Origin of the sequence: Agrobacterium pusense, assembly GCF_013285525.1 — a bacterium.
GTDB classification, from domain to species: domain Bacteria; phylum Pseudomonadota; class Alphaproteobacteria; order Rhizobiales; family Rhizobiaceae; genus Agrobacterium; species Agrobacterium pusense.
This window is the reverse complement of the sequence record NZ_CP053856.1, coordinates 855,103-877,120: the sequence shown is the minus strand read 5'-3', so window position 1 is coordinate 877,120 and position 22,018 is coordinate 855,103. Positions and strand designations below refer to the sequence as shown.

General features: G+C 58.3%; 26 protein-coding genes and 2 tRNA genes. 18 read left to right on the top strand and 10 right to left on the bottom strand.

The genetic code is table 11. The annotated features are described in order from the left end of the window. The 4 genes from rpsI (at position 1) to HQN82_RS04285 (ending at position 3,411) form a co-directional block, all read left to right on the top strand. Positions 1 to 468 (top strand): 30S ribosomal protein S9, encoded by a 468-nt coding sequence (gene rpsI / locus HQN82_RS04300; RefSeq protein WP_003521540.1) that lies wholly within the window; start codon positions 1 to 3, stop codon positions 466 to 468. Between the two features lie 130 nt (positions 469 to 598). Beyond that, positions 599 to 1,552 (top strand): agmatinase, encoded by a 954-nt coding sequence (gene speB / locus HQN82_RS04295; protein WP_173614580.1) that lies wholly within the window; start codon positions 599 to 601, stop codon positions 1,550 to 1,552. 70 nt (positions 1,553 to 1,622) lie between these two features. Next, a complete protein-coding gene (gene argC, locus HQN82_RS04290) occupies positions 1,623 to 2,555 on the top strand; it encodes an N-acetyl-gamma-glutamyl-phosphate reductase (RefSeq protein WP_004441284.1) in 933 nt (310 codons plus the stop codon). 10 nt (positions 2,556 to 2,565) lie between these two features. Then, complete coding sequence (locus HQN82_RS04285; protein ID WP_173614579.1) at positions 2,566 to 3,411, top strand: aminoglycoside phosphotransferase family protein; 846 nt, start codon at positions 2,566 to 2,568, stop codon at positions 3,409 to 3,411. A 6-nt stretch (positions 3,412 to 3,417) separates the two neighbouring features. Here HQN82_RS04285 and HQN82_RS04280 read toward each other — a convergent pair whose 3' ends face one another. Beyond that, positions 3,418 to 4,521 (bottom strand): COX15/CtaA family protein, encoded by a 1,104-nt coding sequence (locus HQN82_RS04280; protein ID WP_168183784.1) that lies wholly within the window; start codon positions 4,519 to 4,521, stop codon positions 3,418 to 3,420. 140 nt (positions 4,522 to 4,661) lie between these two features. On the opposite strand from HQN82_RS04280, the gene HQN82_RS04275 reads away from it, so the two are divergent. Next, positions 4,662 to 4,874, top strand: a complete 213-nt coding sequence (locus HQN82_RS04275) for a DUF2842 domain-containing protein (RefSeq protein ID WP_004441278.1) — start codon at positions 4,662 to 4,664, stop codon at positions 4,872 to 4,874. Between the two features lie 97 nt (positions 4,875 to 4,971). After that, the gene (uppA, locus tag HQN82_RS04270) at positions 4,972 to 6,204 is read left to right on the top strand and encodes a polysaccharide biosynthesis GNAT family N-acetyltransferase UppA (protein ID WP_173614578.1); all 1,233 of its coding nucleotides are present in this window, start codon (positions 4,972 to 4,974) and stop codon (positions 6,202 to 6,204) included. Positions 6,205 to 6,212: 8 nt separating this feature from the next. On the opposite strand, the gene uppB is transcribed toward uppA, so the two are convergent. Further along, positions 6,213 to 8,480, bottom strand: coding sequence for a polysaccharide biosynthesis protein UppB (gene uppB / locus HQN82_RS04265; protein ID WP_173614577.1), 2,268 nt, complete (start codon positions 8,478 to 8,480; stop codon positions 6,213 to 6,215). A gap of 210 nt (positions 8,481 to 8,690) precedes the next feature. On the opposite strand from uppB, the gene uppC reads away from it, so the two are divergent. The 6 genes from uppC (at position 8,691) to HQN82_RS04235 (ending at position 14,481) form a co-directional block, all read left to right on the top strand. Next, positions 8,691 to 9,263 carry a polysaccharide export protein UppC gene (gene uppC, locus HQN82_RS04260; RefSeq protein ID WP_004441270.1) on the top strand — a complete coding sequence of 191 codons (573 nt, stop codon included), beginning with the start codon at positions 8,691 to 8,693 and terminating at the stop codon, positions 9,261 to 9,263. A 16-nt stretch (positions 9,264 to 9,279) separates the two neighbouring features. Beyond that, positions 9,280 to 10,422, top strand: coding sequence for a polysaccharide biosynthesis type 4 glycosyltransferase UppD (gene uppD / locus HQN82_RS04255; protein ID WP_035207901.1), 1,143 nt, complete (start codon positions 9,280 to 9,282; stop codon positions 10,420 to 10,422). Between the two features lie 220 nt (positions 10,423 to 10,642). After that, a complete protein-coding gene (uppE, locus tag HQN82_RS04250) occupies positions 10,643 to 12,196 on the top strand; it encodes a polysaccharide biosynthesis glycosyltransferase UppE (protein ID WP_004441267.1) in 1,554 nt (517 codons plus the stop codon). Then, positions 12,193 to 13,434, top strand: coding sequence for a polysaccharide biosynthesis O-antigen ligase family protein UppF (gene uppF, locus HQN82_RS04245; protein ID WP_173614576.1), 1,242 nt, complete (start codon positions 12,193 to 12,195; stop codon positions 13,432 to 13,434). Before uppE ends, uppF begins: the two co-directional genes overlap by 4 nt. 77 nt (positions 13,435 to 13,511) lie before the next feature. After that, the gene (locus tag HQN82_RS04240) at positions 13,512 to 13,661 is read left to right on the top strand and encodes a hypothetical protein (RefSeq protein WP_003521552.1); all 150 of its coding nucleotides are present in this window, start codon (positions 13,512 to 13,514) and stop codon (positions 13,659 to 13,661) included. Positions 13,662 to 13,836: 175 nt separating this feature from the next. Next, positions 13,837 to 14,481 carry a hypothetical protein gene (locus HQN82_RS04235; protein ID WP_112765732.1) on the top strand — a complete coding sequence of 215 codons (645 nt, stop codon included), beginning with the start codon at positions 13,837 to 13,839 and terminating at the stop codon, positions 14,479 to 14,481. A gap of 63 nt (positions 14,482 to 14,544) precedes the next feature. Here HQN82_RS04235 and HQN82_RS04230 read toward each other — a convergent pair whose 3' ends face one another. Then, positions 14,545 to 15,081, bottom strand: coding sequence for a DUF1269 domain-containing protein (locus HQN82_RS04230; protein ID WP_173614575.1), 537 nt, complete (start codon positions 15,079 to 15,081; stop codon positions 14,545 to 14,547). Positions 15,082 to 15,311: 230 nt separating this feature from the next. On the opposite strand from HQN82_RS04230, the gene HQN82_RS04225 reads away from it, so the two are divergent. From HQN82_RS04225 to HQN82_RS04215, 3 genes are all read left to right on the top strand, one after another. Beyond that, positions 15,312 to 15,388, top strand: a tRNA-Pro gene (locus HQN82_RS04225). A gap of 138 nt (positions 15,389 to 15,526) precedes the next feature. Beyond that, complete coding sequence (locus HQN82_RS04220) at positions 15,527 to 15,787, top strand: hypothetical protein (protein WP_004441257.1); 261 nt, start codon at positions 15,527 to 15,529, stop codon at positions 15,785 to 15,787. Positions 15,788 to 15,997: 210 nt separating this feature from the next. Beyond that, entirely contained in the window at positions 15,998 to 16,201 is a 204-nt protein-coding gene (locus HQN82_RS04215) for a hypothetical protein (protein WP_006697969.1), read from the top strand. Positions 16,202 to 16,393: 192 nt separating this feature from the next. Here HQN82_RS04215 and HQN82_RS04210 read toward each other — a convergent pair whose 3' ends face one another. Beyond that, entirely contained in the window at positions 16,394 to 16,948 is a 555-nt protein-coding gene (locus tag HQN82_RS04210) for a dual specificity protein phosphatase family protein (RefSeq protein ID WP_006697968.1), read from the bottom strand. Positions 16,949 to 17,086: 138 nt separating this feature from the next. Then, positions 17,087 to 17,674, bottom strand: a complete 588-nt coding sequence (locus HQN82_RS04205) for a YqaA family protein (protein ID WP_004441250.1) — start codon at positions 17,672 to 17,674, stop codon at positions 17,087 to 17,089. A gap of 512 nt (positions 17,675 to 18,186) precedes the next feature. Between HQN82_RS04205 and HQN82_RS04200 the strand changes: the two genes are divergently transcribed. Beyond that, positions 18,187 to 18,831, top strand: a complete 645-nt coding sequence (locus HQN82_RS04200; RefSeq protein WP_112765730.1) for an exopolysaccharide biosynthesis protein — start codon at positions 18,187 to 18,189, stop codon at positions 18,829 to 18,831. A gap of 5 nt (positions 18,832 to 18,836) precedes the next feature. Here HQN82_RS04200 and HQN82_RS04195 read toward each other — a convergent pair whose 3' ends face one another. Continuing rightward, complete coding sequence (locus HQN82_RS04195) at positions 18,837 to 19,109, bottom strand: hypothetical protein (RefSeq protein WP_035207820.1); 273 nt, start codon at positions 19,107 to 19,109, stop codon at positions 18,837 to 18,839. Between the two features lie 176 nt (positions 19,110 to 19,285). On the opposite strand from HQN82_RS04195, the gene HQN82_RS04190 reads away from it, so the two are divergent. Next, positions 19,286 to 19,360, top strand: a tRNA-Asn gene (locus HQN82_RS04190). A gap of 99 nt (positions 19,361 to 19,459) precedes the next feature. On the opposite strand, the gene HQN82_RS04185 is transcribed toward HQN82_RS04190, so the two are convergent. Beyond that, the gene (locus HQN82_RS04185; protein WP_112765727.1) at positions 19,460 to 19,864 is read right to left on the bottom strand and encodes a DUF2934 domain-containing protein; all 405 of its coding nucleotides are present in this window, start codon (positions 19,862 to 19,864) and stop codon (positions 19,460 to 19,462) included. Positions 19,865 to 20,034: 170 nt separating this feature from the next. On the opposite strand from HQN82_RS04185, the gene HQN82_RS04180 reads away from it, so the two are divergent. Continuing rightward, entirely contained in the window at positions 20,035 to 20,274 is a 240-nt protein-coding gene (locus HQN82_RS04180) for a hypothetical protein (RefSeq protein ID WP_004441242.1), read from the top strand. A gap of 49 nt (positions 20,275 to 20,323) precedes the next feature. Here HQN82_RS04180 and HQN82_RS04175 read toward each other — a convergent pair whose 3' ends face one another. The 3 genes from HQN82_RS04175 to HQN82_RS04165 all read right to left on the bottom strand — a co-directional run bounded on the left by HQN82_RS04175 (position 20,324) and on the right by HQN82_RS04165 (position 21,841). Next, entirely contained in the window at positions 20,324 to 20,767 is a 444-nt protein-coding gene (locus tag HQN82_RS04175; RefSeq protein ID WP_004441240.1) for a TIGR02594 family protein, read from the bottom strand. A 113-nt stretch (positions 20,768 to 20,880) separates the two neighbouring features. Beyond that, positions 20,881 to 21,438: a methylated-DNA--[protein]-cysteine S-methyltransferase gene (locus HQN82_RS04170; RefSeq protein WP_004441238.1), complete on the bottom strand. Its 558-nt coding sequence runs from the start codon at positions 21,436 to 21,438 to the stop codon at positions 20,881 to 20,883. A 133-nt stretch (positions 21,439 to 21,571) separates the two neighbouring features. Beyond that, positions 21,572 to 21,841 carry a DUF982 domain-containing protein gene (locus tag HQN82_RS04165; RefSeq protein WP_006697962.1) on the bottom strand — a complete coding sequence of 90 codons (270 nt, stop codon included), beginning with the start codon at positions 21,839 to 21,841 and terminating at the stop codon, positions 21,572 to 21,574. Between the last annotated feature and the right edge of the window lie 177 nt (positions 21,842 to 22,018).

The following is a 22,018-nucleotide window of genomic DNA, read 5'->3' as shown; positions in this document are numbered from 1 at the left end:
ATGGCCGATCTTTCCTCTCTGAAAGACCTCGCCCCGGCTTCGGAAGCTTCGGCTCCCGTGCATGTCCGCAAGGTTGATACCCTCGGCCGTTCCTACGCGACCGGCAAGCGCAAGAACGCCGTAGCCCGCGTATGGGTCAAGGCCGGTTCTGGCAAGATCATCATCAACGGCCGCGATTTCACCACGTATTTCGCACGTCCGGTTCTGCAGATGATCCTCCAGCAGCCGATCGTTGCCGCTGCCCGCACGGGTCAGTTCGACATCATCGCCACCGTTGCCGGTGGTGGTCTGTCCGGTCAGGCCGGCGCAGTTCGTCACGGCCTGTCCAAGGCCCTCACCTACTTCGAACCGGGCCTGCGCTCCGTTCTGAAGAAGGGTGGCTTCCTGACCCGCGACAGCCGCGTTGTCGAGCGTAAGAAGTACGGTAAGGCCAAGGCCCGCCGTTCGTTCCAGTTCTCGAAGCGCTAATCGCTTCCAGGAACGGTTCGTTCAGAACTTTGAAAGGCGGGGCTTCGGCTCCGCCTTTTTTCATGGCCTCCTCCCTTGTTTTTTCATCAGGAAGACAGCAACCTCGGCGCAAATCGCAATGGGGTGATCAATGCCGGCCAAAACCATCGACCATGCCTTCACCGCAATGTCCCTGACATCGGCCGCCACGGACCCGACCCATGCCGGTGTCCTCTCCTTCATGCGGCGCAAATATACCAAGAACCTCAAAGGCGTTTCGACTACCGTGTGGGGTATTCCCTTCGACGCGGCGACCTCCAACCGTCCCGGCGCACGTTTCGGGCCCCAGGCGATCCGCCGCGCTTCGGCGATTTTCGATAATGATCCGCAATATCCTTTCGCGCGCGATCTCTTCGTCCATATGCCGACCATTGATTATGGCGACTGCCTGCTTGACTACGGCAACCACTGGAAAACGCCTGACACGATCGAAAAGGAAGCGCGCAGGATCATCTCCAAGACGGATTACCTGCTGACGCTCGGCGGCGATCATTTCATCACCTGGCCATTGCTGAAAGCGCATGTGGCCAAGCACGGCCCACTCGCGCTGGTGCAGTTCGACGCGCATCAGGATACATGGTTCGACGATGGCAAGCGCATCGACCACGGCTCCTTCGTGGCCCGCGCCGTGCGCGACGGGCTGATCGATGCCGACCGCTCGATCCAGATCGGCATCCGCACCCACGCGCCTGACGATTTCGGCATCCGGATTCTCCACGGTTACGAGGTGGAGGACATGCGGGCCAGCGATATCGCGTCGCTGATCGTCAAGCACACGGGCGGTATGCCCACCTATCTAACCTTCGATATTGATTGCCTCGATCCCGCCTTCGCGCCGGGAACCGGCACACCCGTCGCCGGCGGGCCGACCAGCGCGAAAATTCTCTCCGTTTTGCGTGGGCTTGGCCAGCTCGATATTCGCGGCTCCGACGTCGTGGAGGTGGCACCCGCCTACGATCATGCGGATATTACCGCCATTGCCGGAGCGACCGTTGCAATGTATATGCTTGGCCTGCGTGCCGAACGGCTGGCCAAGGCTGGCTGACAAAGACGACGGCACTTGCCAAACTGATTCCGACTACCCTCGCAACCCTCTGAAAAGTCAGGACAAGGACATGACAGCGAAGATCTTCATCGATGGCGAACACGGCACCACGGGTCTGCAGATCCGCACGCGCCTTGCCGGTCGCCGCGATATCGAGCTGCTGTCCATTCCGGAAGCCGAGCGCCGCAATGCGGCGATGCGCGAGGATATGCTCAATAGCGCCGACATTTCGATCCTCTGCCTGCCGGACGACGCGTCCCGGGAAGCGGTTTCCATGGTGGCTGGCAACAATAATGTCCGCATCATCGATACCTCCACCGCTTATCGCGTTCATCAGGACTGGGCTTACGGTTTTGCCGAAATGGATAAGGACCAGGGCGAGAAGGTTCGCTCTGCCCGCCTCGTCGCCAATCCCGGCTGCTATCCGACCGGTGCTATCGCCCTTATTCGCCCGCTGCGGGCCGCTGGCCTCCTGCCGGACGGTTATCCTGTCAGCGTCAATGCGGTCTCCGGCTATACTGGCGGCGGCAAGCAGATGATTGCGCAAATGGAAGACCAGAGCCGCGACGACGCCATCAGCGCCAATAATTTCCTTTACGGCCTGACGCTCAAGCACAAGCACGTGCCTGAAATGACCATTCACGGCCAGCTTGACCGCGCGCCGCTGTTTTCGCCCTCCGTAGGTCGCTTCCCGCAGGGCATGATCGTCCAGGTGCCGCTGTTCGCCGCCGACCTTAAGGAAGGCACTGATATCGAAACGATCCATGCGGCACTCACCGCCCATTACGCTGGACAGGATATAGTCAGCGTCGTGCCTCTGGCCGAGAGCAAGGGGTTGGCGCGTATCGATGCCGAGGAATTGGCTGGCAAGGATACGATGAAGCTCTTCGTCTTCGGCACCGAGGGCGGCGAGCATATCAACCTCGTCGCGTTACTCGACAATCTCGGCAAGGGTGCCTCCGGTGCTGCCGTGCAGAACATGGAACTGATGCTCTCTGCATGAGACGTTGCTCATGACCATGACCACGCCCTCTTTTCCGGCCTCGTGGAATATCGAGGCCGTAAAGCAGATTGCGGATACGCCTGCCGGGGTGGTCTACGAGCTTGTGCGCGATGACGGTTCCCATGCGGTCGCCAAGGTTCTGAAGAAGAAAGTATTGACGGACAGCCTTCGCGGCGCGGATTTCATCGAATGGCGCGCCGGGATCGGCTGCGTGGAGTTGCTTGACCGCTCCGATGATATTCTTCTGATGGAACATGCCGGCACGGAGACCCTGCGCGACGTGCTGTTCCGCGACGGTGACGACGATGCCACCACGGAAATCGCAGCGGAGGTCCTGCTTCGATATCACCAGCCGTCCGAGCAGCCGCCGCCCTCAAGTCTGCTGACGCTGCCTCTCTATTTCGAAAGTCTGTTCCGCAAGGCCGAACAGGATCGTTCCGACGGCATCGACAGCGCCTATATCGAGGCCGCCACGCTTGCGCAGGAACTGATCGGCCAGCAGCGCGATATCAAGCCGCTGCATGGCGATCTGCACCATGAGAATATCATGCGCAGCGATCGCGGCTGGATCATCATCGATCCGGCTGGCCTGATCGGCGATGCGGCGCTCGATGTCGCCAACATGTTCTCCAATCCGCTCGACCGTTTTGACCTCACCCGCAGCGAAGCGCGCATCGCCTCCATGGCGGCGATTTTTGCGAAGGCTCTCCAACGGGACGAACGGCTATTGCTGCAATATGCCTTTGCCTATGGCTGCCTTTCTGCCGCGTGGCATGAAGAGGACGAAAATGCGGAAGAACGCGACAACGAACTCGCTGTCGCGGCAACCATTAAGGCCGTCCTGAAACAGTTCTGAGCGAGTTCAGTCCCTGACTTCAACCGCAACTGGCGGCGGATATTCTCCAATGAATCCGCGCCAGTGGGCAACCGCAAAACCGAGCACGACCAGCGCCATGCCCTGATGGGCGAGCGCGACATGAATATCCACATGCATGAGCAGCGTGGTTACTCCCAGCGCCGCCTGAATGCAGACGAGCACGAAGAACAGCACCGAGCGGCGGGCGTGCGGCGTACCGGGCAAGGCGCGCGCCATCGATGCCATATGCCACAGCGTGGCGGCAAACAGCGTATAGGCGCCCAGGCGGTGAATGAACTGCACCGTCTTGGGGTTTTCGAAGAGGTTGATCCACCAGGGCTGCTGCAGGAAGAGATCGCCCGGCACCAGCGAACCATCCATCAGCGGCCACGTATTATAGGACAGGCCGGCATTCAACCCCGCCACCAACGCGCCGAGATAGATCTGGAAGAGACAGAGCACCGTCAACAGCGCGGCAAAGCCCCTGCCCGTCTTTTCGTCGGTGGCCTCGGGGGAATGATGGGACAGGCCGCGCAAAATCCACATGCAGCCCGCAAAGATGAGGCAGGCGATGGTCAGATGTGTGGCAAGACGATATTGCGAGACATCCGTGCGGTTGACGAGGCCGGAAGAGACCATCCACCAGCCGATGAAGCCCTGGAAGCCGCCAAGCGCCAGTAGACCGACCAGTGGTAGCCGGAGGCGCTTTTCGACGCGGCCTGTCAGCCAGAAGAAGGCGAGCGGCAAAGCGAAGATGAGGCCGATGGCGCGGGCAAGCAGGCGATGCGCCCATTCCCACCAGAAGATCGTCTTGAACTCGTCGAGCGACATGCCCTTGTTGATTTCCTGATATTGCGGAATGCGCTTGTAGAGCTGGAACTCCTCTTCCCACTCCGCAACGGAGAGCGGCGGTATCGCGCCATGGATCGGTTTCCATTCGGTAATCGACAGGCCGGATTCGGTCAGGCGGGTTGCGCCACCAACGAGCACCAGACAGAAGAGTGTGAAAAGCACGAGGCGCAGCCAGACGCGCAGCAGGCGGCGGTCCTTTTCCTGCTTCTGCAGGGCAGCCTGCACCACCATTTCCGCGGAACCATTGGCCATCGTCATGCCGCTCGAACTCATCTTTCAGTCTCCTTCATACAGCCATGTTGATTAGCCCCAACCGGCACCACAAAACAAGGCCTCAGGGTTTGCGGCATCCGGTCGCGGCGCTATAGTCATGCACCTGTTCAATCACGGAAGATTTCATGCACCCTCGCCTCAGATCGCTTATCGGCACCATCGTCATCATCTGCCTCGTCGTCGTTTACGCCGTGGTGGCGACGGCCATTGCATCGGCGGCGCTGGCGCAATCGCCCTGGTGGGTGCATCTCGCTTATTTCGTGCTGACAGGAATTTTGTGGATTTTGCCGGCGATGCTGATCATCAAATGGATGGCCGGGCCAAAAAGACAGGGCTAATGCGGGACCACCGCGTGACACCTTAAGGTCGCAATTTTATAAACCGATTGTTTGCCGCTCAAAGATATAGTCCGACCGAAACAACCGGAGAGAGTGGATGGCGGCTGAGGGGCCGGTCTTTACCAGCGACGAGCAAGCGCCAACCGCCGTGCAAAACGAGCGGCGGGGCGCTGACCGTCTGTCGGTCGATCTCGTCGATGACGCTTCCACCATCCATGTCGATTGGAAGCGGCTGGAAAACGATCCGCTCAATTCCCTGCATCAGGGTTTTGGGTGGTGCTCCATCTGGGCACAAACGCAGGACAGCGCGCTCCTGACGCTTCGCGGCCGGCAGGGCGGCAAGACGATCTTCCTGCTTCCGCTTGAAATCGTGCTAGAGGGCGGCATTCGCAAGGCGCGTTTCCCCGGCGGCCGTTTCAACAATATCAATACCGGGCTTTTCGACCCCTCCTTTGCCGAACAGGCCGGAGAGGAAATCGCGGCGGCGATTGCCCGCGAGGCGCGGAAGCTGCTGCACGGCCGGGCCGACATTCTGGCTTTGCAGAACATACCGCTGACGTGGCGCGGCAGGACCAACCCCCTGTCGCATCTAGCTTCGGTCGAAAACCAGAATCCGGCCTTCCAGCTTCCGTTGCTCGAAAGTTTCGAGGCCACGCTCCGGCAGGTCAATGCCAAGAGACGGCGGAAGAAATTCCGGATCCAGAGCCGGAGAGCCGAGGAAATGGGCGGTTACAGCCATGTGATCGCGTATTCGCCACAGGAAAGATGTGAATTATTGCAGGCCTTCTTCCGGCAGAAAGCCGCCCGTTTTGCATCGCAGGGCATTCCGGATGTCTTTCGCGACCAATCGGTAAAGGATTTCTTTTACGACCTGGCCAATTTTCCCGAGACGGGCACAGACAGTCTGCTGGAGCTGCATGCCATTCGCCTGCACGGCGAGAACGAGGGCGTCATCGCCGCAATAGCCGGTCTTTCGCGCAAGCAGGACCACATCATCTGCCAGTTCGGTTCGATCGATGAATCCGTTTCGGAACTCAGCCCCGGAGAATTGCTGTTCTGGCTGATGATTGAAAGGGCGTGCCACCAAAGGGCTGCGATCTTCGATTTCGGGGTCGGCGACCAGCTCTACAAGCGCAGCTGGTGCCCGCTTTTCACCGTGCAGCACGATATATTCCTGCCGATAACGGTGAAAGGTCGCATCGCCGCAGCAGCCTATGTCGCGATCGCCCGAACGAAAAGCCTGATCAAATCCAATCCGGCTCTCTATGCGCTCATTCAGCGTTTCCGCGCCGGCCGGCCGACAGCAGCTTCGACAAGGGGTCTCGACTGAACAGCCGATCAGGCCGCGCTCAGGTGGTCCGGCTTTCGCATGCCGGTCATCGGCAGAGCCTGCTCGTAGCCATGAGCAACCAGTTCTCCGAGCGTTTTCTCCAGCATCTCCCCGTCCTTGTCTGGAACCGAGACAATGATTTCTGCCGGCAGATTGCGCAGCATTTTTTCGAGGCTCGAAATCTGCACCGCTCCACACTCCACAAGCACCGTGTCGTAAGCGTCGGAAAGCGCACCGAGGATCATCGTCAGGCGGTCCAGAGCACGCATCGCCTCGCGGGGCTGCGCATTGCCGCGTGGAACGATATGCGCATCTGACAGACGGTCGCCGTGAATGGTTTCACCGAAGGCGGCCGCTCCTGCCAGAAGGTCCATGACACCGGGAAGTCCGGCCTCGGGCGACATCAGCCGTGTCGGGCAGGCGGATGCCGTCATGTCGACGAGAACGACCGAACGCCCCATTTCAGACAATGCGCGCGCCAGCATGACGCTCGTGGTCGAACCGCTGTCACCGGCCGGAGATACAATGGCGGCGACGGGTTTGGCGAGCCGTGTGGACAGAAAGCCCGCCACGGCGTCGATCGAAAAGTCACTGGCGGCATCGGCATCCTCATCCACCACCGCCTCTTTCGCAGCCGCGACATCTTCTGCCGCCAATACCGGCGGCATGGCAGTGGCTGCGGGCGGGTCACGCCGTTTCTCTTCTACGGCGACGGGCTGTTGTGCCGCAACCGGCATGGCGCGGACGCCCGGCGCCACATTTTCAGCAGGTGCCGGCGCCGGCTGCTCAGGCGCATCCGTCGTCTCATCCGCTTCAACCGGCCCGCGTGCAGGTGGTGGCGGATCGGAAAGTGGTGGAACCTGACTTCTTCCGACCGGTTTCAGCGCCCTACCCGTAAAGAGTTCCACCAGCATGACGACAATGCAGGACAGCAGAAATGCTGCGAGCGTGACAACGATGGTGATGGCACCGGTTTTCGGGAAATAGGGTTCGCGTGGCTCAACTGCCGTCGAAATCACACGCGCATCGGCCGGCGTGGAATCCGCAGAGCCAGCCCTCGACGTCGCCTCGCGATAGCGGGCGAGATAGGTTTCCAGAAGCTGCCTCTGCGCGGATGCTTCCCGCTCCAGGTCGTTAAGGCCCACCTGCTGCTCACCGGCACGCACGCTTTCCGATTTCAGCACGTTCAGTTGCTGCACCAGTTGCCGCTCCCGAAGGCGTGAGACATTGGCCTCGTTTTCGAGACTTGCCAGCACCTTGCGGGTTTCTTCCTGAATTTGCCTTTCGATGCCATCGAGCTGGTTGCGCAGCGCCCTTATGCGGGGGTGACCTTCCAGCAGCGAAGACGAAAGATCGGAAATCTGGCTGCGGATGTTGGTTTCGTTTTCCTTCAGCCTCTGGATGGTGGGAGAAGCGACGACATCGGGAAAGGTATCGAGAGGACGACCGCTGGCAAGCGCGTTGCGCACGCCTTCTGCGCGCGCCTCCGCATTGGCGCGCTCGCCGCGGATACGCCCGAGTTCCGTGGAGATGTCGCTCAGCTGACGTGTGGCGAGCGTCTCGCCCTGCCCGGCCGACAAAAGATCGGAGGAGGCACGATAATCCGCGACCTTTTTGTCCGCCTCCCGCACCTTTTCACGCAGCGTGGCTATTTCCGGCTCAAGCCAGCGCGCTGCTTCCGTGCTGGTATCGAGCTTCGCGCCGCTTTGCAGCGCGAGATAGGCCTTCATCATCTCGTTCGGGATGGCCGCAGCGAGCTTCGGGTCCTCTGAAGAAAACTCGACCGTGATGACACGAGAACTCTCGACCTGATAGACCTGCAATTTCTCGCGGAACGCCTTCAGCACCCGCTCTTCAGGCAGAACCTGGAGTGGATCCTTCTTGACGCCGACGGCAACCAGCAGGCTCGAAACCAGCGAAGGATGCGCCTCCGGATCGAATTCCTCGAGTTCATAGAGCTTCATGTCCCTGGCGACCTGCTTGATGAGGTCGACGGACTGCAGAATCTGCACCTGGCTGGATACTGTCAGTTCGTCCAGCACTGGCTCGGCCGGCGCGTTGGACTGCTGGGAAGCGCCAAAGGAAGCAGCACGGGATTCAATGAGCACGCGCGCCTCGCCCTTATAGGCGGGCGACATCATGCTGGAAACGACAAAGGCGGCGCCGCCGGCCAGCAGCGTTATGGCCGCGATTCTTCCCCGACGCCGCCATATGGCCGCGACGAGTTGCGCAAGATCAATATCCACATCCCTGTCGTCAATGCGATCGCCGTTCATACGGGCTCCGTAACCGAGATAAACCTCGGGCGCTCAAATAAAGATAGTCAATCTTCGCGAAGTTTAAGTCTTGCGGGTAACACAACCGTTAATCACCGAGACTCCGACGAAATAAAGCCGATATTACCGGGCCTGACGCTGCGCGTTTACCGTGCATTAACCCTAACAGAACGATAAGAATGATCAAAGTTCGACTCGGAGCCAGATGAGATGCCGCTCGCCGGATCACGACATGTCACCGCACTGACGTTTGCCGTTCTGACGGCCCTTTCCGGCTGTTCGGCCTATCAGCCTGCGCCACGGTCATTCAATGAGGCCGCACTGCAACCCTATCACGTCGACAGCGGCGACAGACTGCGTATCAACGTGTTCGAACAGGCCGGGCTGACAAATACCTATACGGTCGATCAGGCGGGCTATGTCGCCTTCCCTCTCGTCGGTCAGGTGCCCGCGCGGGGCAAGACGCTGCCGCAGCTGGAAGCCGCGATCGCGGCCAAGCTTCGGCAGGGATATCTGCGCGATCCCGATGTCACGATCGAGATAGATCGTTATCGCCCCGTCTTCATCATGGGCGAAGTGGGCCGTCCTGGCCAATATTCCTATGTGCCGGGCATGACGGTGCAGAACGCCATCGCCATTGCCGGCGGCTTCAGCCCGCGCGCCAATCAGGCAGATGTCGACGTCACCCGCAAGATAAACGCGGAAGTGATGACGGGCCGGATCGGTATCACCGCACCCATTCTTGCGGGTGATACCGTCTATGTGCGTGAACGATTCTTCTGAAAGGGGCGCGGCGAACGTGTCGGACGACGGCCCTCCACTGCGCATCATTCACTGTTTTCGCTCGCCGGTGGGCGGCGTTTTCCGCCATGTGCGTGATCTTATCGAAGAACATGTCAGGCAGGGCCACAAGGTTGGCATCGTCTGCGACAGTTCCACCGGCGGTGCGCATGAGGAGAGGCTTTTCGCGCAGATTGCGCCGATGCTGGAGCTCGGCCTGACGCGCCTGCCCATCCGGCGCTCCATTACCCCGGGCGATCTGCTGGCGCTTTGGAAATCCTACAAACACATCAAAAGTTTGCGGCCGGACATTCTGCACGGGCACAGCGCCAAGGGTGGCGCTTTGGCCCGGCTGATCGGCTCATTGCTGCGGGCGAACAGGTATCGCGTAGCCCGCCTCTATTCACCGCACGGCGGAAGCCTGCATTATGCCCGCAACACCCTGAAAGGACAGCTCTTCCTGCGGCTGGAGCGGTTTCAGGAACGGTTCACCGATGCGCTCTGTTTCGTCTGCAAGTTCGAGCAGGCGGCCTATGAAGCCAAGGTTGGCAAACCGCGCACCCGTACCGCGATGATCTATAACGGCGTACAGGAAAACGAGTTCGAGCCCGTCCCCGCGCAAGAGGGCGCGGCGCATTTCCTCTATATCGGCATGCTCCGCGACCTTAAGGGGCCTGACCTCTTCATCAAGGCCTTCGCGGAAATGGAGCGCGGCATCGGCCGGCCGATGTCCGGTGTCATCGTCGGCGACGGGCCGGACAGGGACAAATACGCGGCGATGATCGACAAGGCCGGTCTTTCCCGGCGCATTTCCATGCATGCCGCCATGCCCGCCAGACAGGCCTTCGCCCTGGCCACGACGGTGGTGGTCCCCTCCCGCGCGGAGGCCATGCCCTATATCGTGCTGGAGGCACTTGCGGCGGGGAAAACGGTCATCGCCTCCCATGTCGGCGGGATTCCCGAAGTTCTGGGAGAAGAAAGCGACGCGCTCGTCCCGGCCGGCGACGTCGAGGCGCTGGCGAGGGCCATGGCCAGGGATGCCGAAGATGCCGGTTGGGCGAAACGGATTATGCCCCACCCCGACAGCTTCAGGGCGAAGTTTTCGACGCCGGTCATGGCGGATGACATGATGAAGCTCTATCGCGACCTGCTGTTGCTCTAAAATCATTTCAAAAACACGATTTTTGATTGTATATTCCGTCATCCTCAAGAAACCCATCATAAACGTTTCTTAGCATGTTTCGGCTAGTTTCCAGATCGTGGAGCGCCGTGCGTCCGTCCGGATGCATCAGGCCCGCTCCACCACTTTGAAGTTGCGTATCGTCCGGTCGGAAATCGATGCCGATTTTCGCGCCGATGCGCTGGAGGGTGCGGACCAGGCAATGACCAAGGCTGACAAGGATAGACTGCAATTCGATCTGGCGTCGTTGCGCAAACAGATTTCCGAGCAAGAGGCCAACGGGCCTTCGACATCGGAAGCCGTCGTTCTCAACCCCCTCGCACGGCAGATTGCCAACCAGCTTCGCGGCGGCAATCACTCCCCGAACATGGTGATAGGCCAGTTGCGGCTTCTGGAATTCACCATGCTCGTAGTGATCGCCGCCATCATCAACGGCGTCGCCGCCGATCGGGGTATTGAGACCTTCTTGGCGGTTTTTGGCGGCGGCGTACTGGGGGCCGCGCTCTGCGTCTTTCTTCTTCAGGCCGGCGACTGTTATCAGTTGCCGACGCTACGCACGCCACTGTCGATGTTCGCTCGCATTCAGGGCGCGGTCTGCCTGTCCTTCGTTGGCACAGCCTGTTTCCTTCTGCTCTTTTTTCCCGATGCGCTGCATTCCTGGCAAGCCTTCGGCATCTGGTATGCAATTGCCGCGATCGCCATTTTCACCGGAAGACTGATCCTTGGCTTCGCCATCCGCCACTGGGGCCGCAATGGCGTCATGGAACGCCGGGCGGTCATCGTCGGCGGTGGTGATGCTGCCAAGGATCTCATTCGCTCGCTCGAGCAGCAATCCGACAACGACATCCGCATCTGCGGCATTTTCGATGACCGGCAAAGCGCGCGCTCTCCCGACGTCGTCGCGGGTTATCCCAAGCTCGGCACTTTCGCCGAACTGGTGGAATTCGCCCGCCTGACCAAACTGGATATGCTGATCATTGCCCTGCCGTTAAGCGCCGAGGCACGCATTCTCCAGCTTTTGCGCAAGCTTTGGGTGCTCCCGGTCGATATCCGCATTGCGGCGCATGCCAACAAGCTGCGCTTTCGCCCGCGTGCCTATTCCCACGTCGGCAAGGTGCCGATGCTTGACGTTTTCGACAAACCGATCCGGGACTGGGATTCCGTCGCGAAGCGGCTGTTCGACATCACCTTCAGCCTCATCGGTATCGCCCTTCTGTGGCCGGTCATGGTGGGCGCGGCAATCGCCGTCAAAACGACGTCCAAGGGGCCTATCCTCTTCAAGCAGAAGCGCCATGGCTTCAACAATGAAACCATCAACGTCTGGAAGTTCCGGTCCATGTATACGGAACTCAGCGATCCGACCGCAAAAAAGGCCGTCACCAAGAACGATCCGCGCGTAACGCCCGTTGGCCGCTTTCTGCGCAAGTCCTCGATGGACGAGCTGCCGCAGCTTTTCAACGTTCTTCATGGCGACCTGTCGCTGGTCGGGCCCCGCCCGCACGCGGTTCATGCCCAGACCGGCGACCTGAAATATACCGAAGTGGTGGAGCATTATTTCGCAAGACACAAGGTCAAGCCCGGCGTAACCGGTTGGGCCCAGATCAATGGCTGGCGCGGAGAAATCGACCATGGCGACAAGATCAAGTTCCGCACCGAATATGATCTCTATTACATCGAGAACTGGTCGCTGTTTCTCGATCTCAAGATTCTGTTCCTGACGCCGATCCGGCTGCTCAAATCGGAAAACGCCTATTGACCCACACCGGTTATCAGCACGCCCCGGATTTCGATGCGCCTTTGGCTGCCATGCGGCTCATCGGTTCGTTCTTCATTGCCTTCGGCGTGTTTCTTTCCGGCTTCGTTATCTCCGAGCCAGCGCCCTATGAGCTGATGATGGTCGGGCAAGTGGCCCTGTGGTTTCTGCTTGGCCTGCGACTTTCACGCACCGTCATCCTGCTGCTGTGCCTGTTGCTCGCCTTCAATATCGGCGGATATCTCTCGCTCACCACCATGGCCGACCTGGATGAGGGTCCGCTTTATCTCGCTGTTTCGACATTTCTGGCGCTGACTTCGGTGTTTTACGCGGCAATCATCGAGGACCGATACCAGCGGCTGCTTTTGATTTTCCGGGCGTGGCTGGCGGCGGCGGTGATCACCTCCCTGCTCGGCATCATCGGCTATTTTCATGCCATTCCGGGCTTCGAAGTCTTCACCCTTTACGATCGCGCCAAGGGCGCCTTTCAGGATCCGAACGTCTTCGGTCCTTTTCTGGTGACACCATCGCTTTATCTCATCTACGGCCTGCTGACCGGCAAGACGATGCACGCACCCTGGCGAATCCTCGGCCTGCTGATCCTGTCGCTTGGCGTGTTCCTGTCGTTTTCGCGTGCGGCCTGGGGGCTGTTTCTGTTTGCCACCGTACTGCTCGTCTTCGTCATGATGCTGAAGGAACGTACGGCGGCGTTTCGCCTGAAAATCCTCGTGCTGTTTCTCGTCGCCGCCGGACTGATGGTAGCGGCTGTCCTCATCGCGCTGCAGTTCAAACAGGTGGCCGATTTGTTCTCCAGCCGCGCCTCGGCCGTGCAATCTTATGATGGCGGCCATCTGGGACGGTTCGCCCGCCATTATCTCGGTTTCCTGCTGGCGATGGAACATCCGCTCGGTATCGGCCCGATGGTGTTCGACAATATCTTTCCCGCAGCCGAGCACAATATCTGGCTGAAAAGCCTGACGACACATGGCTGGTTCGGCTTCGTCATCTATCTCGTCCTGATCTGCTGGACCATCGCCGCCGGTTTCAGACATCTCTTGCGCCCGCGCCCGTGGCAGGCCTTCCTGATCATTTCGTGGGTGGCTTTCGTCGGGCATGTGATGATCGGTGCTGTCATCGATACCGACCACTGGCGACACTTCTTCCTGCTGCTCGGCATATTGTGGGGTTGCATGGCACTGGAAAAACGCGAAGGCCTGCGCCGGCGCGCGGTTGGCGCATAAACAGCTAACCTAACGGAACCTTCCACGATTTCATGCGTTTAGCCCCCGATTCTGATTGTCAAACGGGGAGACATCTTATGACGCAGACCAATAATCTCTATCTCATCATCGGTGCGCTGATTGTCGTCATCGCAGGCCTTGGCATTTACGTCTGGCATGAAGAAAGCAAGCCCAAGGGGATCGAGATGAATATCGGCCCGAATGGTGTTTCCGTTCAGGAAAACTGAGCCGCAAGCGTCGCGCAAAGTCCGACCATTAAACCGGGTGCGCTCCAGCCAAAAAAAGGCCGGAACGCACCCGGTCTTCTTATGAAAGAGGACAAATGGCAGGAATCGCAGATTCACGCCGCGCCGGCCCGGTACGGATGATGCGTATCTGGTCCGATCATGGACATCCCGCGCAATGGTCTCCTCCATCGACCTTTCCACACGTCTCACCGCCACCAAACTGGCCCTCAAGGCCATCAGGGAACAGGAAGACAACTCCGCCGCGACTTCCACATCATCACGGACGACGCTCCTCAATTCCTATGGCATCGACACCTCCACCTCGTCCAGCAATACTCGGCTGACGCAGCTTCTGGCGCAATATGCGCAAACCTCGGGCAATGAGGCGGAGAGCGGTGATACGGACAAGACGGCCGCTTCCGGGGACATCACCCAGGCGGATTTCATGAAGGATCTGAAAGCGACGCTCGAAGAACTGTCCGGGGATCCCGCCAAGGCAGCGCAGGCCAAGGCGATGCTGGAAGCATTGGCTGCCGGCACGCTGACGGTGTCCAACCCGGCGGACGGCGTAAAGATCAAAGCGTGGGATGTGACAGACGACCCCAAGACCGCCTCGAAACCCGCCACAGCGATCGCAACGGCGGGCTGGAGCGACTTCCTGAAGGATCATCTGAAACGCGATGGAGCGGCCTATGCAAAGGGCGCCAACGGGGCTTATATCGATGGCATTTCCGGCGACAACGCGTTTTTTGGCAGTGTCGGCAGCCGTTATTATTATCTCACCTGGCCGCAGGCTAAAGACGGCACACTCACCGTTTGACAGCAACGGCTGACGCAGAAGCGCTGCGACATCGATGATGCCGCAGCGTTGCTTTTATCCGTTTCAGGCAACCGGTGTAGCAGGCTGATGGCGCCCGCCCGAAAGTGCGTTCTGTAGTTCGGCTTCCTGCTCCGGCGAGAGCGATGTTTTGATAACCCTGCCGCGCAGCCCTTCCAGTTCCGCCAGAACCTTTTCCGGCTGCACCTTTCGGATCAATACGAAAAGAGCCGACGACCCGTTTGGAATGGTCTCGCCCAGGGATTTGATGAAATCGTCATCGATGCCGTAATCCGTCAGTGAGCCCGCAAGCGCGCCCGTTCCCGCGCCAATGGCACCGCCGATCGCAAATCCCGCCAGCGGGTTGAGGAACAGCAGGCCGACGAGTCCGCCCCACAGGCCACCGGACAGAAATCCGGAACTTGCACCGATCGCTGTCAGGTTGACGCTCTGCTTCAGATGAACCTTGCCATTTTCATCGCGAACCACGACAACGGCATCTTCCAGATCGACCAGATACTCCTTCTTCAGGCTCGCAAGCTTCAGAAGGACCCGGTCGGCCTCTTCCGTTCCGTCAAAACCGACAACGACAAGTTCGGACATTGTTTGTCTCCCTGAGTTTCAATTCCGCTGCGAATGAACGTTAAAGATCGCGGCAGGTTCCGGCCATGATGAAAAGATGATGTGTCAGGTGTTTGACAGCCACGCAGCCGGCAAAACGCGGTGCTCCATTGATCCCATTCCCGCAGTCCACATCCTTTGTTCGTTTTTTTTAGAAAAGGCCATTTTCCGCTTGCGCCCTAACAGGCTTCTATATAAACGGCTTTCAGGTTCGGAGCGTAGCGCAGCCCGGTAGCGCACTTGACTGGGGGTCAAGGGGTCGTGGGTTCGAATCCCGCCGCTCCGACCATTAAATCAGATAGATAGCCAGTTCCCCCAGAGCTGGCTATATTTGTTTTAGCGCTCCAGTAGCGAGCGTTATGCGCAAGTTTCAAACATCCCGTTCGGGTGTGCATTTATTCAAGCCTCGAAAACGAAGTGTGCTGAGATGGCAAAAAAACCGAAAATAGAACACTCGGAATTTTCAGGCGAGTTTGAAGACGAGGGTATCACTGTCCTTGTTGACATCTATCGGCCCGCGGGCACCCAGCAAGACTGGACCCTGGAAGTTATCAGCGAGCACGACGATGTCACCACCTGGGACGAACCTTTCGCAACCGATAAAGACGCATGGGAAGAATTCCTGGCTACTTGCGAAAAAGACGGGATTCGCAGCTTTCTGGATAGCGAGGATCCTTCGGTCCATTAACCCATCGGGCGACGCCGCGCTTGGGTTGGGTTAAAGCTCCTGTAGGACCCCAGGCTCACCGGCCCATTTTGCTTAGGTGCTCACCGGCAAATTCTACAAAAAAAGCGGGCGCGATATGCCGTCGCCCTCCGTCAAACGACGATGTGCATTGCCGTGTTGACTCTCTGCTAAAATTAGAACATTTAGTGAACAAAAGAGAGGTCACCCACCATGTCCGACGCTAAAAAGATCACCCCCATACGGCCTGACGACATAGCAGGATACGTCATCCAGTGTCATGACGGTAATGCAAGGGCGGCCGTCGAGGCGCTACTCGGCGAAATCGAGCATTTGCAGGAGCAGCTATCCCTCGCTGTCGCCATCATGGGAAAAGGATATACGCGCGGGTGGACGCCGGACATGGAGCGCGATTAGAAATCGCCTTATCCACAGCTAGTCTCCGATACCCATGACGCGGTCAAGTCGAACAGATTCCACGCGCCGATAAAAGCTCCCCCTGCCGACAGAGGGCCGAAGCGCGGGTGGACAATTCACAGAAGCATTACAGCCAATGGCGCTTCAGAAACGGGGCGTTATCAGTTGCTTCCCGACCGGTCGAAGCCTTGCTCAATATTCATTGGAAGCGATGGCAAAGTCGTCAGTGATCGGCATATCCTCCACATTTTCCCAGGTCCGGTCCATGGCATAGGTTTGCGAGAGATAGGGAATGCCGATGTGGCCATAGCGAACCGAGAGCTGACTTTCTGCTTCCTTTTCTCCAAGACGCGCGACGCGACTGAGATAAAGCGCGGTCGCGAGGCCCGTCCTGTCCGCACCCGCCTTACAATGAATGAGAATCGGTTTCGGCGCGTCGCGCATGATCGCGACCAGCTCGTTTACCTGGCTCATGTTTAGCTCCTGGCTCGCGGACATGCCAAAATCAATATGATTCAATCCGAGTTTGCGCGAGGTCTCGACCTCATCCCGGTACCACGCCTGGGATTCATTTGACCCGCGCAGATTGATCACAGTCCTTATTCCGTGATCTTTGGTATAGCGAACAAGTTGCTCGCTGCTCGGCTGGTTGGAGCGATAAAGCTGCCCGGCCATCACCTCGTGGAAGTTGCCGAGGAGTTGAATGGCATAGAGATATCCGCCTGCCGCAAGCACGACGAGGCCCATGCCCCCAAAGGAGCACTTCCAAAATCTTCGCATAATAAAACGGTTCCCTGATTGGACAGGGGAACCGATACAGGTGGATTCTGACAGTAGGCTGAAAGTTATGCGACAGTATTGTAAGAGTAGAAAAATTGCTTTCGATCAACGCACGAAAACGTAAACCGCATAGATGGCAATAAGGGCCGCCGCCGCCGCGGCCGTGATGGCGCCGAGGCGTTTTTCGATGAAATGGCGGACCGATTCACCGTATCTTTGCAGCAAACCGGCAAGGATGAAAAAGCGCGCGCCGCGCGTGACGACCGCCGACAGAATGAACAGGCCAAGGCTGATATTGGCCGCGCCCGACAAAATGGTAACCACCTTGATTGGCGGCAGGTGCGCAAGGCCCGATGTCACCAGCAGAAGAACGATGGTTTCATAATCCACCGAGTTCTTCAGATGCTCGAAGCTGTCGAGCTTGCCGTAAAATTCAAGAATGGGCCGGGCAATGCTCTCAAATGCATAATGACCGAGGAACCAGCCCGCTATGCCGCCCAGAACCGAGGCGACCGTGGCCACGAGCGCGTAAAACATCGCTTTTTTCGGCTTCGCCAATACCATGGGCAAAAAAAGCACGTCGGCAGGAACAACGAAAACGGAGCTTTCCACGAAAGCCACGATTGCCAGCCACCACACGGCGGTTTTGCGCGCAGCGAGCGCCATCGTCCAGGCATAGATGTTTTTCAGCATTTTCATGTCCCCGGGGAAGAATGGTCAGGAGGCAGACGGAGGCAAGACACAGGCGGAATTTCACCCGGTCAATCAACGGCAGGCGGCGGGTCGGAAACCCGTCACGAAGCAGGATTAGAGACAACTCAAGAGAATGGCAAATGTTGGAAGATTTATTTTTGCATCGCGGAAAATGAAAAAGTCCCACGATTCCAATCCATACCGGAGACTGGTTGCTGCGATGCGAAATTTCATCTCTAGGTAGATGAACTCGCCTTTTTGCTGTAGAATAAGAGGTGGCGGGAAGAGGAGGAAGTTATCATGGACTATGTCAACTTCGTTACATCAATCAATCCGGTCATACTTGTCATTCTGCTGGTGGTTCTTCTTGCAGGTGCCTATAGCAACTGGGTTTCGCATTAGATCTTTCGGACGGCATGACCAAATGTGAAGAGGCCCGTTTCCATCTGTGATAGGCATCGGGCCGGAGGAATGGTATCAATCCTGGAGTTGAACAACTACCGGGAAGCGGCATGTCGAACGAATTCGCATTCACTGATACGTCTGAAAAGCTCAGCACCACGCTTGAAAAGCTGATAGGAAAACTACAGGGCCAGACGATCACATTGCGCGAATTGATGGAAGCGATCGGTGAACAGGGCCTGCTGCTCATCTGCGCCATAGCCTCCCTGCCCTTTCTGATCCCGGTTTCCATTCCCGGAGTCAGCACCGTTTTCGGCGCCGCAATCATTCTCGTCAGTCTCGCGATCACGATGAATCGCCTGCCATGGCTACCGGCGAAAATTCTCGACCGGCAGATGGAAACGGCAAAGCTGGTCCCGGCGCTGCAAAAGGGTGTGGCGATCGTATCGAGACTGGACCGCTTTATCCGTCCACGCATTCCGGCGCTGACGAAGGGCGTCATCGCCAACAGGATAAACGGCCTCGCCCTGATGACGGCGGGCGTGCTTCTGATGATGCCGCTCGGCTTCATTCCCTTTTCCAACACCCTGCCGGGCATTGCGATCCTGCTTTTCTCAGCGGGCATGATCCAGCGGGACGGCGTCACGGTGCTGGGCGGTTACCTCTTTCTAGGGCTGACGACGATTTATTTCGCTGCACTCGCCTATGCCGCCTTCTGGGCAGGCCAGGGCATCAGCAGCTCCATCGGGGCGTAGGAGGACTACTGTCGGTCGCGGGGCTCCCGCCGGTTCCGTCGCGATGCCCACCAGATCACCAGCCTTCGCCGCTGGCGACGAACAGCCGGCAGGTCGTGGGAAAGCACGACAAGGCCGACGGGAACCATCCAGAAACCCAGAATGGGCAAAAAGCCCAGCGTACCGCCCACGACCAGCGCCGAACCCGTTGCGATCCTGCCGACGCGCGAACGCGGCATGGCAAGGCTCCATTTTCCGAGATTGAGACGACCCGTTCTGTGGTCGATTCCGAATTTCATTCCAATCCGCCCTTCAGCATCTGGCCTGTGGATAATTTTTTCAGCGTCGATAAGCCCGGAAAATCGGGACTCCGGAGGGATAAAACAAGAGGAATGCGTTTTTTTTGAAAAAAGCGCTTGGCAAATCGGAAAAGCATTTGTATTACCCCGCTCACACCGCGCCAAGCAGCGCACGTTCCCTGGTAGCTCAGCGGTAGAGCATTCGACTGTTAATCGACAGGTCGCCGGTTCGAATCCGGCCCGGGGAGCCATTTTTCTCAAAAGCGTGTCAGCCGAGCGAAGTGCAGCTGCAATTCGCCCGACGTGAACTGGAAGTTTTTGTGACTTCCTGCTGTGCGGCCGTCAGGCCATCAGCTTTTCTTGACCGCCCGTTTTGTTGCCTTCGTGGCGTTGGTCAGTGCCGGTGGATCGCTGGCCGGAAAACTCTCCTCAAGGCTTTCGGTCAAATCGTCTTCCTTGTTCTTGTCCGTGGATTTCTGCTCTTTCTCCAGCGATTTTACCGCAGGAGATTTCGCCTTTGTCGAATTGGCTTTTTTCGTGGGCGACTTTTTTGCAGGCCCCTTCTCCGCTGACGCGGTGGTGGAAGCGGACTTCTTCACGCCATTTCCGCTTTTGGGTTTTGAGGGTTCCGCCTCCGCGGAGATTTCCCGTTCCGCCTCGATCCAGTGTCTTTCATGATGCCCGTCGGGTCTTCCTTCCCTCTCCCATATTGCGCGCGCTTTTTCACGGATTGCGGCTTCGCGGTCGTGGCTCATAACGGACCTCCCTCTTTGCGTTGCACCAGCTTCAATTGTGCCATTGAAAAAACAAAAAAAGCCAGAGTTAGTTCCGCATCGACCTGCGACGAATGAGCATTTTGGCGAGAAAGGGAACCGGCATCGGCTGCCGAGCGTTTGGCCTTCAGAAACCAGCAGGAGATCGCTTCATGAACACCCCGCAGAAGCCGAAAACCGAACCGCTTGATATTGAAGACGACGACGTTGCGCGTTTCGAGACAGACAGCGAGTTGAAAGACAAGGAAGGCGAGATTTATCCGGACGAGAGCATGAACCTACGTGCACGCCGGCAGGCTGCAAGGCAGCACGAGGATGCTTTCATTGTCGCCACCGATCTGGAGGACGACGACCAGCGCGAGGCGGCGCCAGGCACGAGAGAACAGCCTTAAAAGGAAAAGGCGGGTCGAGGCCCGCCTTTATCAAGGGAATGCAGGGGATTTATCGCCGAACCGAAACAATGGCCTTGCGGTTGAAATTCGAGACCTGCACCCTGCCCGATTGGTTGCCGCCCAGAATTTGTGCGGTCTTGCCGCTCATGCTCTTTAGAATACCAGCATGATATCCCCGGCCGTTGCGGATGACGACGACATCACCGGGCTTTGCCTGGCCGACCGGGACGGCATAACCGAAGGAACTCCAGGATTTCGCAAATCCGTAGGATTTGGGTGATTGCCGGCCGGCCTTGCTGGCTACGGCATGCAGGAAGAGGCCGCACCACGGCGTACTTCTCGGATTTGCCCCAAGAATGTTCTTCAGGCTCTTGTTGTTCTTTGACTCATGCAGCCCGGTGTATTTCTCAGCCTGGTTCAGCATGCCAGCCGAGGCCGGTGCCACGACTGTAAAAGACAAGGCAACGGATAGAATTAACGCGGATACTCTCAAACGTCTCGCCCTTATGTTAGCGGGCGTTCGTGTATTGTGACAATTTAGCGACAATTTGACGAGAAATGGGCAGAAATCAGACGCCTATTCATGCGGGCTGATCTGTCATTGCTTCAGAACAGGCTGCCCTGCGCATCATCCGCACGGCTACGGCCGGCATTTTCAAGGTCCAGCATCCGCAATTTGGTAGTGGTCCCGCCCGGTGCGGAGAAGCCGCCAAGCCTGCCACCTGCGGCAAGGACCCGGTGACACGGAATGATCAGCGGCACCGGATTTTTCGCCATTGCCTGGCCGACGTCGCGTGCTCTCTCCATGCCAAGACCGAGTGTCTTCACGATGCCGCCATACGTCGTCGTGTTGCCCCAGCCGACCTGTCGCGCGACGGCATAGACGTCGAGAAAAAATCGTTCCTGCCCGGCGAGATCAAGGTCCACGGCCTTAAAATCGATTGCCTCACCGCCGAAATAACGGGTGATCATCGCAATCACCTCACGTGTCCGCGTCTCGGGAACGGCGATGGAGGCGGACGGCAGGCGCTTCTGAAGGAGCTTTTCCGTTTCGCCGGCGTCCGCTCCCGGCAATTGCAGACGCACGATACCTCGCCCCGCCCATGCGAGGCCGCAATGGCCAAGCGCCGTTGGAAAAACAATATAGCCGTAGTGGCTGCCCATCACCGTCACTCATTCGCCTTTTCGCCTGCACGATGCCATATCCCGCATTCGAAACAACCCGTTTCCTGCCGCACAACAAAAAAGCCACCCGTTTTGGGCGGGTGGCCTTTCACACGTCAGTTCCAAAATCGGCTCAGGATGCGATTTTTTCCGGCTCCTCAACGAGGCAACGCGCCTGCCGGCTGGCGGCGACGAAGGCCGTGCGGGCTATCTCTCCCGCCACATCGCCCATGAGCGAGGCGCGGCACAGGCGAAGCGCCTGTTCGTGCGCCTTGTCTCCCCGCTCGGGCCACTCATGCTGGAGAAAATCGAAGGCTTCGTAAACGCCTGTGAAAATTCGAGGGGCACCGTTTTCAAGGGAGATGGTAACGGGCTTTTCCCACTTAACGTCATTCAGCAACATTGATTGCACTTCCATGCTCTATTAACCCGCGACAAACGCCGGCTCCTCCAGTTGGTTCCCTTCACCTGCGGTTTCAAGAGCGAAAAAATAACCCTCGAGAAACCATGTGCCCCATCTTTCCATTCTAGCCGATTTGCGGAACAAAGCGTTTCAACACTCGTTCAAACGGAAGTGAAC